14 protein-coding genes are annotated in these 12,920 nt (G+C 57.5%); 10 read left to right on the top strand and 4 right to left on the bottom strand.

Annotated elements, in window-relative coordinates:
• Nucleotides 1-72: 72 nt before the first annotated feature.
• The 3 genes from GRAN_RS23825 to GRAN_RS23815 all read right to left on the bottom strand — a co-directional run bounded on the left by GRAN_RS23825 (nt 73) and on the right by GRAN_RS23815 (nt 2,079).
• Nucleotides 73-354, bottom strand: coding sequence for a hypothetical protein (locus GRAN_RS23825; RefSeq protein ID WP_128915574.1), 282 nt, complete (start codon nt 352-354; stop codon nt 73-75).
• A 574-nt stretch (nt 355-928) separates the two neighbouring features.
• A complete protein-coding gene (locus GRAN_RS23820) occupies nt 929-1,444 on the bottom strand; it encodes a manganese catalase family protein (protein ID WP_277751251.1) in 516 nt (171 codons plus the stop codon).
• A 164-nt stretch (nt 1,445-1,608) separates the two neighbouring features.
• A complete protein-coding gene (locus GRAN_RS23815; RefSeq protein ID WP_128915573.1) occupies nt 1,609-2,079 on the bottom strand; it encodes a hypothetical protein in 471 nt (156 codons plus the stop codon).
• A gap of 393 nt (nt 2,080-2,472) precedes the next feature.
• Between GRAN_RS23815 and GRAN_RS23810 the strand changes: the two genes are divergently transcribed.
• The 4 genes from GRAN_RS23810 to GRAN_RS23795 all read left to right on the top strand — a co-directional run bounded on the left by GRAN_RS23810 (nt 2,473) and on the right by GRAN_RS23795 (nt 5,068).
• Complete coding sequence (locus GRAN_RS23810; protein WP_128915572.1) at nt 2,473-2,697, top strand: hypothetical protein; 225 nt, start codon at nt 2,473-2,475, stop codon at nt 2,695-2,697.
• 113 nt (nt 2,698-2,810) lie between these two features.
• A complete protein-coding gene (locus tag GRAN_RS23805; RefSeq protein WP_128915571.1) occupies nt 2,811-3,374 on the top strand; it encodes a hypothetical protein in 564 nt (187 codons plus the stop codon).
• A 230-nt stretch (nt 3,375-3,604) separates the two neighbouring features.
• Entirely contained in the window at nt 3,605-4,267 is a 663-nt protein-coding gene (locus tag GRAN_RS23800) for a BON domain-containing protein (protein ID WP_128915570.1), read from the top strand.
• 432 nt (nt 4,268-4,699) lie between these two features.
• Nucleotides 4,700-5,068 (top strand): hypothetical protein, encoded by a 369-nt coding sequence (locus GRAN_RS23795; protein WP_241655130.1) that lies wholly within the window; start codon nt 4,700-4,702, stop codon nt 5,066-5,068.
• Nucleotides 5,069-5,723: 655 nt separating this feature from the next.
• On the opposite strand, the gene GRAN_RS23790 is transcribed toward GRAN_RS23795, so the two are convergent.
• Nucleotides 5,724-6,017: a hypothetical protein gene (locus tag GRAN_RS23790; protein WP_128915569.1), complete on the bottom strand. Its 294-nt coding sequence runs from the start codon at nt 6,015-6,017 to the stop codon at nt 5,724-5,726.
• Nucleotides 6,018-7,349: 1,332 nt separating this feature from the next.
• Here GRAN_RS23790 and GRAN_RS23785 point away from each other — a divergent pair.
• From GRAN_RS23785 to GRAN_RS23760, 6 genes are read left to right on the top strand one after another with little or no spacing between them, the layout of a single operon-like run.
• Nucleotides 7,350-8,615 (top strand): NRAMP family divalent metal transporter, encoded by a 1,266-nt coding sequence (locus GRAN_RS23785; RefSeq protein WP_128915568.1) that lies wholly within the window; start codon nt 7,350-7,352, stop codon nt 8,613-8,615.
• A 12-nt stretch (nt 8,616-8,627) separates the two neighbouring features.
• Complete coding sequence (locus tag GRAN_RS23780; protein WP_128915567.1) at nt 8,628-9,842, top strand: CgeB family protein; 1,215 nt, start codon at nt 8,628-8,630, stop codon at nt 9,840-9,842.
• Nucleotides 9,739-10,527: a sugar phosphate nucleotidyltransferase gene (locus tag GRAN_RS23775; RefSeq protein WP_128915566.1), complete on the top strand. Its 789-nt coding sequence runs from the start codon at nt 9,739-9,741 to the stop codon at nt 10,525-10,527. Before GRAN_RS23780 ends, GRAN_RS23775 begins: the two co-directional genes overlap by 104 nt.
• The gene (locus tag GRAN_RS23770; protein ID WP_128915565.1) at nt 10,499-11,275 is read left to right on the top strand and encodes a TIGR04290 family methyltransferase; all 777 of its coding nucleotides are present in this window, start codon (nt 10,499-10,501) and stop codon (nt 11,273-11,275) included. Before GRAN_RS23775 ends, GRAN_RS23770 begins: the two co-directional genes overlap by 29 nt.
• Nucleotides 11,276-11,314: 39 nt before the next feature.
• On the top strand, nt 11,315-12,238 hold the full coding sequence (locus GRAN_RS23765; RefSeq protein WP_128915564.1) for a glycosyltransferase family protein: 924 nt from the start codon (nt 11,315-11,317) through the stop codon (nt 12,236-12,238).
• A complete protein-coding gene (locus tag GRAN_RS23760; RefSeq protein ID WP_128915563.1) occupies nt 12,235-12,915 on the top strand; it encodes an HAD family hydrolase in 681 nt (226 codons plus the stop codon). Before GRAN_RS23765 ends, GRAN_RS23760 begins: the two co-directional genes overlap by 4 nt.
• Nucleotides 12,916-12,920 lie beyond the last annotated feature (5 nt).

Raw genomic sequence — 12,920 nt, 5'->3', positions numbered from 1 at the left:
TTACGCCGGATTAGAGCCGAAAGGGACGGCCTGCGTTGCCGACGATATAACCAATCCTGCGGACGTGGCTGCCTAATTGGAGGTGATAATCCGATAGGCCGGTGGGATGGTTTTAGACTCAGCATCGACCTGAAGAATCTCGTTGTAGGCAGTTCCATCGTCGTATACCAACGTCAGCCCGAGCTGGTCGAATTTTTCGAAGAACTGCTCCCAGGAAATCGCCCTTACACGGGCCGTTGTCTCCGCTGTTGAGCGGGCCAGCAAAGCCATAGAGGCGGGTTCTGCATCGACGCGGTGGGGTTCCAGCTCTACAGGAAGGATATCTTTCGCATCCGCCCATGCTCGGATGTTCATGCGATCTCTTGTTGGTCCCTTCAGTCCCATTTGGGTTCAGATGATTGGAGGCATCGGAACGCTGTATTTTGTCATGACAGGCGCAGACCGACGATCTCTCAAGAACCGTCGACGATCTCGGGCGTGATTTCAACCTTCTCGCGAAGCCGCTTCATCCACCTCAATCTGCTCGAAATATTCGAGAGCACGAGTTTCGTATATAATTGATAGCAAACGATTTAGGTCCGATAACCTTAATTACGTATAGTCGTTATTATTGCTCTTATGCTTGATTCAACCCAACTACAAAGCTTGATGCTGAAGTGGACCAACGATAGCGAAGGTTACCGCTCGGAGGCGCGACGTCTGGAGCTCAGCGACCGAAGCCGGCACGCAACCTCCATCACGATGCTGGAGGCCAGTGCGCAGGCGATTGATCGTTGCATCCTCGAAATCAAAGCGTCCGCCAGGCATTAAGGGAAGAACGCAGCGTACTTCCCTCTTAGCTTCGTTCTTGCGTCGTGCGGACAGCTGCAATGAAGAAGCGGCACCAATGGTTAGTGCCGCCCGAGTTGAGATGCGTGGTGCAGAGTCGTTAGAAGGAGTCCTTAACCTTGTCGAGGATGTCCTTTCCCTTACTGACGAAACCGGCAGCCGTTCCGAGTGCCTGTTCGCTCTGGCCGAATGTGTCGGGACGTCCAAAGCCGAGAGTTGGTTCTTCAGCGCCCTCGAGCGGGCCTGCGATGAAAGGCTCGAACTGACCGAGACCGTCAGGTGTTGGGCCTGAAGTCCAGGGCTGGTTGGCTTGGTTCCCGATCCCATCAGTGGTGGTAATGAAGAACTTATAGGAGTAGTCCTGGTTTTCCTTTGACTGCGGGAAGCTGTTGGGGATGGGTAGAGCAGAGGGTCCGAGCTCCTCTAGGACAGCAAGCCATTGCTGCTGGGGCATGGTGTCTCGGGCGATATTGAAGGCTAGCATCTTCTTCATGCCGGGGTCGTCGGTCATGTTGTAGAGGCGACGGCGAGTGCGCGGCCAGTTGTTTCGGCAGCGACATTGCAGTACATGTCCGCCGCGATGTTGCCGCTGGCGTAGATATGGGACATGTTCCATTTGAAAGCGGGTTGCGTCTGAGCGTTCGCTGCCCAGGATTGACGAAGCCTTAGCACTACGAGCCGGGCGCGGGGGCGGAGATCTAAGCGAAGACCCAGATGCTCGCGCTCGGTATCTAAGGCAGCCAAACGCGCGAGTAGCCGTTCTGTTGAGGGCGCCGATTCTCAAGCAATCCTCAATGTCTTCAAGGTGACGAAGACATTCTTGTCATGGCGCCCAGGATCAACAATGAGTTCGAACGAAAGTACATTGTCCAATTGGACCGTGTACTCCTCTACCTCTGTGGTTGAACTGCCCGGGCTGAAGCTCCATTGCTGGCGGATGATCTCTCGTCTTGAACCGTCTGCGTGGGTCACGGCGAGCGTGAATTCTTGTGAGCGGCTTGTGGTTTCTTCTTCAAACTCCAGTCGGATCTTGCGGATGGGCCTGGGATGATCGAAAGTCAGCCGGATGCTCTGGAGACCAGGCATTCCGGCGCGGAATCCTCTAGTTGCTCCCGGCTCTAAAGCGTTCTCAACCGGGAAAGCCGGGTCCTCAGAGGAAAGTTCTGCAGTCGCGAGACTCAACAGGTCGATCCAATCTGGACCTGCTGAGGGTGAGCTAAGCATGCTGGCGTGTTGGAGGACTTTTCGCATTTTTCTCCTTTGCGTATGTTGCTCTGAAAGCAAGAACCATCCACGTAGGAACGATTCCCTGTGAGTCCGCCCAGGCTCTGACTTCGCGGTGGTTTATGGTGAGTGCTTCTACTGCATCGCAATTTGGATGGTGAGCTAGGGTGGGAGGCTGCATTCAAACCTTTTTACAAATGCCATAAGGCGGCTTCTGTCTTCCTGCCGACACATGGGAGAGGAATTCGCGGGGTTGCGGCTTACCTTCCGTTTGCAGGGGTCCTCCGAGCTGCAGCTCGCCCTTGCAGGTTACGTCACCTCCATCCCCCGCATCACAACGCTCGTGAAAGTCGGTGAATTCCATCAACTCCAAATCCATCAGGACTCCGGAACCTGCGATGACACAACTCGAGGATGGGGATGAGCAAGCTAGAACAATTGGCGCGTGTGGTCAGTCTTCAGGGAGTTGTTCCTACCATCGACGGCGGAGAGCAGCCGGTCAAGGATGAGACGAAGCGAGCCTTGCTTAGAGGTTTAGGTCTGAAGGTCGATGACGATCATGAGGTCGCGGCAGGCCTCCTATTCATCCCACCGAACTATTGGCGAGGCTCGAAACCGTTATTCAGTGAGGAGAGCTCTCCATAGAGTATGCCCAACTCTACATGTATGCTTACTTCCGTTGAGTGACTTGGAGTTCTCAAATCTATTTACATCAGTAAACTGTCATGAGGAGAGGCAACTTGGAGCATTTCATATCCATGGGAACCCTGCCAGAGTGGGTCACTGCATTGGCGGCCTTGGGTTCTCTTAAGTACCTGATCGATTACGCCAAGGCTGCCAAGGAGCAGGTCCTAGCCTCGCAAACCCAGGTTCGAATCTCTGAACGGCAAATCGAAATCTCTCAGGAGCAAATCCGAGTCTCACAAGCACAGATCAAGATTTCACAGGCCCAGATCGAGGTTACAGAGCTCCATACCCGAGAGCAAATGAGACCGATCTTGGTAATGAGCTCTCTTGAAGCAGTTGAGGGGCTCATACGGTTCACGATGCAGAATCAGGGTGGCGGAGCTGCGTTCGACATTCGCTGGCAGATGCCGTGGAACCAGAACACCGAACACCAGTTTGGTTCACAGACGTTTGTTCTTGGTCCTGGAGCAGTGTTCACCGGAACTCTGGCAAGCGAGGGCGACGTCAATTTGCTGTTCTTTTATTTCTCTGCCTTTGGAGAGGAACACCGAAGTGAAGTACACATTCAGAGCGGAATCTTTACGACCAGGTACTTCCCCAACTCAGGAACGTCGGATCAACGTGTGATTTCATAGAAGACTGCGGCGCTCAGTTTTATGTGCCAGATGCCGAGCTGCCCTATAGTGGTTGGCCCATCAATTGTGAGTACGCTCACAGTCTGACCCAATGTCAGCGCATCGCTTGGATCGCTGTCATGAGCACGCCCGGCACCGATAAGCTTCCTTCTGTATAGTTGAGAGCCACAGGATCCCTCCAACGCAACTCATTCTGGTGTTTTGGGTCTATTTCATTGGAGATAGCGATCATGACTCGTACTGGAGCGATGTTGTTGGGCGCGGCGCTACTAATGCCGTGCGTGGGCGCGACTGCGCAGAATGCTGCTGCCGCACAGACCGAGGACAAGGCTTACAACACGAATACGTGGTCACAGGAAGATGCGACCCGCATCGTGCAGGAGGTCCGGCACAAGCTGCTAAGCCTGCCAAACTACAGTGTGTTCGATTCGCTGTCATTCGGCATCCAGGGCAAGACGATCGTGTTGCGCGGCTACGCTTCGCAGCCGGTGTTGAAGAGCGACGCCGAGAAGACAGTGAAGGGCATCTCTGGCGTAGCTGGTGTGGACAATCAGATTGTTGTGCTGCCGAATTCGCCTAACGATGACCGCATTCGCATAGGGGTGTACCGCCGTATCTACGGTCAGCCTGCCCTACGGAAGTACTCGGGCAGCCCCGTGGGTTTTGGAGACTTCCCTTCTGTTGCACGCATGGCGGGCGGCATTACCCAGGATCCGCCGCGCGGCTATCACGCGATCCACATCATCGTGAACAACGGCCACGTGACGCTGACCGGTGTGGTGGACCAGGAGAGCGATGCCAACATCGCATCCATGCAGGCGAACTCGACGCCGGGTGCGTTCAGCGTGGACAACGAATTGATGTTCCCGGGCACGACGCAGAAGGATAGGTAGCCGGTGGATTGCGTCGAGCCTCCCGCGATCTTAGAAGCGGACAGAAGGTGTGCGCTCTAAGCTGCAGAATCGTCTGCTACGTCCTTTCGCCGGTGACTAGCCGCCCACGTTTCTCAGACGCGTGGAGATACGACTTTCATTCAAGCGCAACCGTGACGAACATGTGACCTGACGAATGACGGAACACTGGGAATTTGACATTTGATCCTTTAATCGCCTTGGCATCCACGTTGCTCATCAAACGTTGTTGTGATGCGACATCTAAACCCACCCGAAGATCTTCGGCAGGCTCTTTCCGTCATTATTCGGGATCCAATTCGAACGATAGTTCCGCCTTGGAGTTGGAAGGCGGCCGCTTGCAGCGCAGTGGTTCGGGCCCTCGCTTTTTTCGCAACCAACTTTCAATCTGGGCACGCTGCTGCCACGAAAGCCATGCTCGTTGAAGCGGTCTACGCTGTCTTCGCTGGTGGCCTCATCGGAGCAGTCTCACAGCAATTGCGGGCCGCAAAGCCCCTTTGGGCTACGGCACTAATTCTCTGCATAGGTCTCCCCGGGCTGATGACTCTCGCGCAAGCGGTCATCCACCACTATTCCGGAACCCCACATCAAAGTGCCGGCTTCCTTGTATCCCTTGGCTTTGCGGCACCAACGGCTTTCTACAGCTGGTACGCCATGCGCCACGGAGCGATGTTGGGCGGTGCCGAAGCTACCACCGTACGGCATGATCTTCAGTCGCTGCCGCGCATCTCCCTGGATCTTCTTCTTTTGGCCCCACGTCATGTAATAGCCAGGCTCAAGTAACGCGACAGCTACCGATAGTGGCTCGAACGCCTGTCGGAGAAGATCGCCTCCGAGGCTTCGAAGTGTTCTCCCTATCCAGCGGCTAGATCCAGGGCCTGAACATCCTCTCCGAGCACTTGAGCAGCTGCTTTAAGTCGCATGTTCTCCGTGCTGCATATTGGGCTCCTGCTGATTCGATCAGAGTAGCGAACTCGACGCTTGCCAGTTCAGGGTATTGGTGTGAAATTGAACTCACGCTCTCCACCGAGCTCGCTTCCCGAGTATGCCTAGACACAGGAACTCCAGAGCCTCGAACTGTTGAACGGGTCACCGAGATGTGCCAGCTTTAGGCGACTAACCTTTCCCGATCCATCCCCCAATCTCTTTCAATTGAAAGTCGTCCGCTCCAGCACTTGCTGCTAGCTGCTTACGAACGGCTAGGTCTTCCTCGGCCTGCTGGAGCAGTTCACTCGCAAATAATTCCAAGGGTCCCGCCTGCATATAGTTCTTTCAACGCCTCAAGAAGTTCAACGGCGTGGTGCCGCACCCGCGACGTGATCCCGCAAGTACGTCCGCAACGATGCCTTTCGATCGCTGGTCCCTTGGTCCGTAAGCTTATCCATGGCTTTCCTCCGCGATGAAACACCATTCGACTTGCGCCCTGCTTGGCAACAACTTAATCGAAAAGATGAATCTCATCCTGCTCCAGCAGATTGAATGGAATTTGCACATTGTCGGCGAATTTTCGAAAACGCTTTCTAACCTCGGGATTCTTCAACTCTAGAGCGGCTGCAGCGACCACATCGCGGCCAAGTCCGAACGCATGAAGATCGACGAAGAGCGCATCGGCCGTCGAGTAGTGCTTTAAGTCCCTACCGCCTGTTCCAGATGCTCCCGAGGCTGTGCTGCCGGCTATTCGCAGCATGTAAGTCCCCTCTCGGGTAATTGTTACCGCGAGAGTGCAAAGCATCGTAGGCCTTCATGGCGCTTGTGTAGCTGGGTTTCTATCTAAATGACGGACTGATCTGTTCGAGCCTCCAGATCGGTCCACCTTCGTACAGAGGCCTTCTTCTCGAATAAAGACCGGCGGCACTCCGTCTTGAAGCCAAAAGGGATAGTCCGAGGGCTGTCTTCCGATGATGGGTGCGACAACTCCGGCAATTCCACCCAGCTCTACGTGGATTGTGAAGTCTGTAGCCTTGCGGCGGAATTCACCCACGCGGAACGGCTGCGTTCCTGACGGTTTGATGGACAGGTGAATTAAGCGCGGCTTTTTCCCAGGGGCGATATAGGCGATCTTCGTCTCGGGTGTGCCGAGAGATATGTTCAGCAGCAGGTTCGGTGGGAGACCGTTGGACACGTCAGAAGGCAAATCCATATGCTCTTTCGAAATGGTGCCGTCCTCTGACTTGAAAGGTGAGATCGCCGCTCGTCATGTCGATCAGGAAGTTGATCGCTTTGGAAATGATGGACCTCGTTGTATGTGATGGTCGCTAAGGAGACGAAAAAAACCTTGCTGGGTGAAGACGGTAACGTCATCATCAACGGAGCCGTCCTTGAAGCGGAACACCAACCGAGAGGTAACCTTGCCACGGCTTACAGTCTGAGTCGACTCTCCCGTGGCGATGGTCTTACCGTCGAGGGTTTTCAGAGCGACGAAACCATGACTTGATCCCTGAGGGTAGCGGACGGGAATTGGTTCGGCCGTCAAGACTGAAGAATATTCGGAGCTTGCAAGAGCAGCAAGGCAGAAACCGATCGTAGCAAAGCGCATAAAATGTTGCTCCCGGAGATGAAGATTGGTACAAGGGGGTTGCCAGGAGCTCGTACGGGTGAATATGAGATTAGATGCCGTTCTGTTATGCGGAGAGCGGCTGTTTAAGCCTTTCGCTTCCGGAGTGATTGCCTCCTGTCCGATGAACTACCAGCCCTGCAGCGGCGTAAAGGCATTTGCCGCCGCAGTGGCCGTTTATAACAAGGCTCTTCAACTGGACGCGTTGGGCGTGTAGCAGACCGTCTTGCCGATGTCGACGCCGCAAACGTGTACCTTCATGGGAGAATCCTCCTGTACTGGTCTCCATGCTGCCATACCTGACTTGAAGACGACGGACCATCCCATTACCCCAGAGCAGCAGGACGCCGCGAGATGATCGCTTCCTCCACTATCATCGCTTCGTCGATGATTCCGGTGCAGGAACCCGTTCGATACGCATGGTTGCTCCATTCGAAACGCCACCCAACTTTCCATCGCCCTCTCACATCTACTTCTCGGAAGGCCCGAACGCCGTGGCTTGAAACGACCATGGCAAACCTATCCAAACGTTCCATAATGCGCTCTGTCGGACTGGGCCTGATCACCGGCGCCGCGGATGATGACTGTTCGGCCATCGGCACCTACGCTCAGGCTGGGGCTCAACTGGGGTACGCAGCCTTGTGGACGGCGCCCGTCACGCTGCCGATGATGGTGGCCGTCGTTTATCTGTCCGGCAAGCTCGGCCTCGTGACGGGACAGGGACTCTTCTCAGTCTTGCGCAACCAGGCGCCGCGCGCGCTCGTTTACCTGATCCTGATCGGCGTTCTGATTGGCAACATTATTGAGGCGGGAGCCGATATCGGAGGCATGGCGGCTGGGCTCGGGCTGTTGATCCACCTTCCTGGCTGGACTCTGGTGATGAGTATCTCCGCGCTCGCGCTGGTCTTTCAGATCTGGGGGACATACTCCTTTATCCGGAATGTATTGCGTGTGCTGGCGCTCTCTTTGCTCGCCTATGTGGGATCCGCGCTGTTAGCCCACCCTTCCCTGCCGCAGGTGGTGCGCGGGACGTTCGTTCCCAGCATTCACTTTGACCGCGACACGCTGGCCATCCTCGTGGCGATCATCGGCACTTCGCTGTCCGCGTACCTCTACACGTGGCAGTCCAACGAAGAGGTGGAAGAGAAGGTCGAAGCCGGGAAGACGACGGCCGTCACGCGCCGCGGAGCGACGACCGCGGAGCTGAGGTCATCGCTATGGGATGTGCTGTTCGGCATGCTGTTTTCCAATGCCGTCATGTACTTCATCATCCTCTCCACGGCCGCGACCCTGTTTATCCGCGGCCATCACCAGATTGCCTCTGCGACCGAGGCTGCCGAAGCGCTTCGTCCGCTCGCCGGCAAGGCTGCCAGCCTGCTGTTCGCCTTGGGCTTTGTCGTGGTGGGTTTTCTGGCAGTGCCCGTCATGACGACTGGCGCGGCCTATGATCTATGCCAGATCATGGGATGGAAGAATGGCCTGTCCTACAAGCCGCGGCAGGCGAAGAAGTTCTATGGCGCGATCGCTCTCTTCACGCTTGTTGCCATGGCCATCAACTTTGCCGGCATCAACCCCATGCGCGCGCTTGTCTTTGCCGGAATCGTGCAAGGTTTTTCCACTCCGCCGCTCATGCTGCTGATCATGATCCTGACAAACCGGCCTGCGATTATGGGAGACCGGGTAAACGGCCCTGTCGTCAATGCGCTTGGCTGGGTGACGACCGCCGTGATCTTCTCCGCCTCCATCGCTTTGGTGATCTCACTGTTCAAACACTAAGGAAATCCGCCCATGCATGTTGTGATCTTCGGCCTGACCATCTCATCCTCCTGGGGAAACGGCCATGCCACGCTCTGGCGCTCGCTGGTCAAGGCGCTGCTGGAGAGAAGACACACCGTCTCCTTCTATGAGCGCGATGTCTCCTACTATGCGGACACGCGGGATCTCATGGAGCTTCCTCCCGGCGGTAGGCTCATCCTCTATCGTCACTTTGAAGACATCGCTCCAGCAGCACGGCGGGATCTGGACCACGCTGACCTGGCACTCTCCACCAGCTTCTGTCCTGACGGCCGGGCTGCCGCTCAGTTGATGCTGGAGAGCCGCGCGTCGATCAAGAGCTTCTACGACCTGGACACGCCGGTTACGCTGAACGCGCTGAGCGCCAAATCCACCGTCGAGTACCTGCCGCCGCAAGGGCTCGGTGACTTTGACCTGGTGCTAAGCTACACGGGCGGCCGTGCCCTCAATGAGCTGCGGACCCGCCTGGGAGCCCGTCTTGCGCTCCCGCTTTATGGCTCGGTCGATCCAGATCATCATCGTCCCGTACCCCCACAGCAGGAGCTGCGCGCCAATCTGTCTTACCTTGGAACCTATGCGGCGGACCGCCAGCAGGCGCTTAAGACGCTCTTCCTGGATCCAGCCTCTGTTTTGCCGCAAGAGCGCTTCCTGATTGGCGGTGCCCAGTATCCCGAGACCTTCCCGTGGTTGCCAAACGTCTTCTTTGTGCGCCATGTGCCGCCCGCGACCCATCCCGCGTTCTTCTCCTCCTGCCGGGCTACATTGAATGTGACACGGGGCGTGATGGCCGCGTATGGCTTCTGTCCCTCCGGCCGCCTGTTTGAAGCAGCCGCCTGCGGCGCTCCGCTTCTGACCGACACCTGGGAGGGTCTGGAAAGCTTCTTTGTTCCCGGCAAAGAGATTCTTCCTGTTGAAAGCGCAGAGCAGGTGGTGCAAACCCTCTCCTTGTCGGATCAGGAACTCCAGCAGATCGCCCTTGCCGCACGTGCCCGTACCCTTCAGGATCACACCGGTCTCTGCCGCGTTGGGGAACTGGAGCGTATCTGCAACTCCGTTCGATCGAAGTCGCATCTCACGCCAACAGCTAGCAAAAGGAGCGTCTTGCATGTGGGGCATCATTCCGGCCGCGGGTGCGGGCAGCCGCATCCAGCCACTGGCCTTTTCCAAGGAGCTGCTCCCTGTGGGCAGCCGCATCGAAGGCGATCATGAGCGTCCGCGCGCTGTCTCGGAGTATCTTGTGGAACGCATGATTGCAGCCGGAGCGACGCGCCTCTGCTTTGTGATCTCGCCCGGTAAGACGGACATCCTGGAGTACTATGGCGGACGCCTGTGGGGAGCGGACATCGCGTATGTGGTGCAACCTGCACCAGGAGGACTCTGCGACGCGGTCTTCCGTGCCATTCCGTTCGTGCGGCCGGATGAAGAGGTACTGATCGGCCTGCCGGACACCATCTGGACTCCGGAGAACGGTTTTACTCAGCTTCCGCCAGGCCGGCTTGCCTTCCTGCTGTTCCCGTCCGAGCATCCGGAGTTTTTCGACGCGGTCGTTACGCAAACTGATGGCTCCGTCCAGCACATTGAGGTGAAGCAGAAAAACGCTACATCTGGTTGGATCTGGGGAGCGATTCGGATGCCCGGCACAATCTTCCATGCGCTTCATCAGCTCTGGTTGCGTCCGGAACGCGGGGATGAGTACCTTGGGACGCTGGTCAATGCCTACATCGCAGAGGGTGGCCAGGCCGTGGGCGTCCACGCTGGAGAGGCCTATGTCGATGTAGGAACTCTGCACGGATACCGCAGGGCCATCAGCCTGCTTGTGGAAGAATCAACTCCAGCGACTCCAATGACTGAGGAAATCACCACGCATGCACGCTACGCCACACCCCTTGCTTGAAGACCAGCAGCAGCTTGAACGAAGAATTCGTGACCTTGGTCCCTGGTTCCATAACCTCCGCCTGGGTGGGATCGCCACGGCGCCGGATCACTTTCTGGGCGACTACCCAGAGGTGAAATACGATCGCTTCCGCACGACCCTCCCAGCCGACATGACCGGATTGACCGTGCTGGATATCGGCTGCAACGCAGGATTTTATTCGCTGGAGATGAAGCGCCGCGGCGCGGACCGTGTACTTGGCATCGATACCGATGACCGATACCTTGCGCAGGCCCGTTTTGCCGCCGAGATCTCCGGGCTCGACGTCTGCTTTGAACGTCTTCCCGTCTGGGACGTGGCCTCGCTGCGCGAGCGATTCGACCTGGTCATCTTTATGGGAGTGCTTTACCACCTTCGCCATCCGCTGCTCGCGCTGGACCTGATCCACGAGCATGTGGCGAATGACCTGCTCCTGTTTCAGTCCATGCAGCGTGGAAGCCGAGAGCTTGCTGTCGTAGAAGAGGATTATGATTTCTCTGCTCCCGCGCCGTTCGACCAATCCGGGTATCCCAAGATGCACTTCATTGAGCATCGTTACTCTCACGATGAGACCAACTGGTGGGTTCCCAACCGCGCCTGCGCGGAAGCCATGCTTCGGTCCGCGGGTTTCAGCATTGAGGCTCAACCAGAAGAAGAGGTCTACCTGTGCCGCGCTCACGCCATCCAGGTGCCGCCGGATGGCCCTCACTCCGTCTACCCAAAACATTAGACCGCATCGATGAATCACTTAGCAGAAGCCGAGCACTGCTTGAGCCAGCGTGATCTTCCGGGTGCACTTCAGCACTTCGATCTGGCCCGCCAGTACGCATGCTCGGCGGATCGCATCGACGCAGGTTTGTGGCAGGTACACATGCTTGCGGGGGAGTTTGAACCGGCGTGGCAGGCAAGCGACCGCATACGCGCCGGCCATACCCCCGATCCCCACCGCTTCTGGTCGGGGGAATCACTGGCCGGCAAGGATGTCATCGTTCGCTCCCTGCATGGGCTGGGCGATGCCGTTCAGATGTTCCGCTACGCGCCTCAACTCAAGGCGCTGGCGCGATCCGTGACCTGGCAGGTTCCGCCCAACCTGCTTGGGCTGGCCCCCTGCTTCGATGGCGTGGACCAGGTCATTACCTGGGAGCAGCCCTGCGTCTGGGAGGCGCAGGTTGAGATCACGGAGCTTCCCTACCTATTCCGCACCACGCTCGCTCATCTGCCCATCGCCACCCGGTACCTCAGCGCGCCGGTTCCGCCCGTACAGCGCTCCAAGCCTCGTGTTGGCCTCGTCTGGGCGGCGGGCGAGTGGAACAAGGGCCGCTCCATTCCGCTGGCAGCGTTTGATTCCCTCCTGAGCACTGCCGGGTTTGATTTTGTAAACCTGCAGGGTGGTACGAACCATGAAACAGACCGCCGCATGGAAGTGGCCGAGCCAGGACTGCCAGCACTGGCCGCCGCCATAGCGGGTCTTGATCTTGTCATCACGGTGGATACCCTGGCCGCGCATCTGGCTGGCGCACTCCAGATTTCCGCGTGGGTGCTGCTGGAGCATGCCGCGGACTGGCGATGGATGACCGACCGCGAGGATAGTCCCTGGTATCCATCGCTGCGCCTGTTTCGCCAGACGCGGCCGGGAGACTGGTCTCAACCGCTCGCATCCATCCATCAGACTTTAGGTACCCTTAGAAGATGACGCCCTGGGATGCTTATGATGTGTACCTGTTCGACATTGATGGAACGCTGCTCAATGCCACCGATGCCGTGCACTACTTCGCCTTCTGCGACGCCCTGACGGAACTGGCCGGCCGCTCTCTGAACCTCGATGGCGTGACCGCGCAGGGCAATGTGGATAACGGCATTCTGCGCGATGCGCTGGCCCTGGCCGGTGTTCCCGATCATCAATGGAGACCTCGCCTCCCTGAGATGCAGCAACGCATGTGCGCATTCGTGACGCGCGATCAGGCGGACCTTCGGCTGCAGGTGTTGCCGCAGGTGCCTGAGGTACTCGATCACCTTCGCGCGAAGGGCGCCATCCTCGGCGTCGCGACAGGAAACCTGGAGGGCATCGGCCGCGTCAAGCTTGCGCACGCCGGCCTGCTCGATCGCTTTCACTTCGGCGGTTACAGCAATGCGCATGAATTCCGTCATGAAGTCTTCAAGTCAGCGGTTGAGACGGCACGCAGCCTCACCCGCGCCGACGCAAGCATCTGCGTCGTAGGCGATACGCCGGCTGACGTTCGTGCCGCACACTCCAACGGCCTGGATATTATTGCCGTTGCCACCGGCATCTTTCCGCTTGCAACCCTTCAGGCTGAGTCACCCACCCGCGCCGTGTCCAGCCTGGCTGAGCTGCTCATTCACCCGCTCTGAGCCGG

The sequence above is a fragment of the Granulicella sibirica genome (genome assembly GCF_004115155.1).
In the GTDB taxonomy this organism is placed as follows: Bacteria; Acidobacteriota; Terriglobia; order Terriglobales; family Acidobacteriaceae; genus Edaphobacter; species Edaphobacter sibiricus.
This window is presented reverse-complemented; position numbering and strand designations above follow the sequence as displayed.

Coding starts and splice junctions, on each gene's coding strand:
- GRAN_RS23800 (WP_128915570.1), top strand. CDS start 3,605: ATGACTCGTACTGGAGCGATGTTGTTGGGCGCGGCGCTACTAATGCCG.
- GRAN_RS23790 (WP_128915569.1), bottom strand. CDS start 6,017: ATGCTTTGCACTCTCGCGGTAACAATTACCCGAGAGGGGACTTACATG.
- GRAN_RS23805 (WP_128915571.1), top strand. CDS start 2,811: ATGGGAACCCTGCCAGAGTGGGTCACTGCATTGGCGGCCTTGGGTTCT.
- GRAN_RS23820 (WP_277751251.1), bottom strand. CDS start 1,444: ATGGAACATGTCCCATATCTACGCCAGCGGCAACATCGCGGCGGACAT.
- GRAN_RS23760 (WP_128915563.1), top strand. CDS start 12,235: ATGACGCCCTGGGATGCTTATGATGTGTACCTGTTCGACATTGATGGA.
- GRAN_RS23785 (WP_128915568.1), top strand. CDS start 7,350: ATGGCAAACCTATCCAAACGTTCCATAATGCGCTCTGTCGGACTGGGC.
- GRAN_RS23770 (WP_128915565.1), top strand. CDS start 10,499: ATGCACGCTACGCCACACCCCTTGCTTGAAGACCAGCAGCAGCTTGAA.
- GRAN_RS23795 (WP_241655130.1), top strand. CDS start 4,700: ATGCTCGTTGAAGCGGTCTACGCTGTCTTCGCTGGTGGCCTCATCGGA.
- GRAN_RS23825 (WP_128915574.1), bottom strand. CDS start 354: ATGAACATCCGAGCATGGGCGGATGCGAAAGATATCCTTCCTGTAGAG.
- GRAN_RS23815 (WP_128915573.1), bottom strand. CDS start 2,079: ATGCGAAAAGTCCTCCAACACGCCAGCATGCTTAGCTCACCCTCAGCA.
- GRAN_RS23775 (WP_128915566.1), top strand. CDS start 9,739: ATGTGGGGCATCATTCCGGCCGCGGGTGCGGGCAGCCGCATCCAGCCA.
- GRAN_RS23810 (WP_128915572.1), top strand. CDS start 2,473: ATGAGCAAGCTAGAACAATTGGCGCGTGTGGTCAGTCTTCAGGGAGTT.
- GRAN_RS23780 (WP_128915567.1), top strand. CDS start 8,628: ATGCATGTTGTGATCTTCGGCCTGACCATCTCATCCTCCTGGGGAAAC.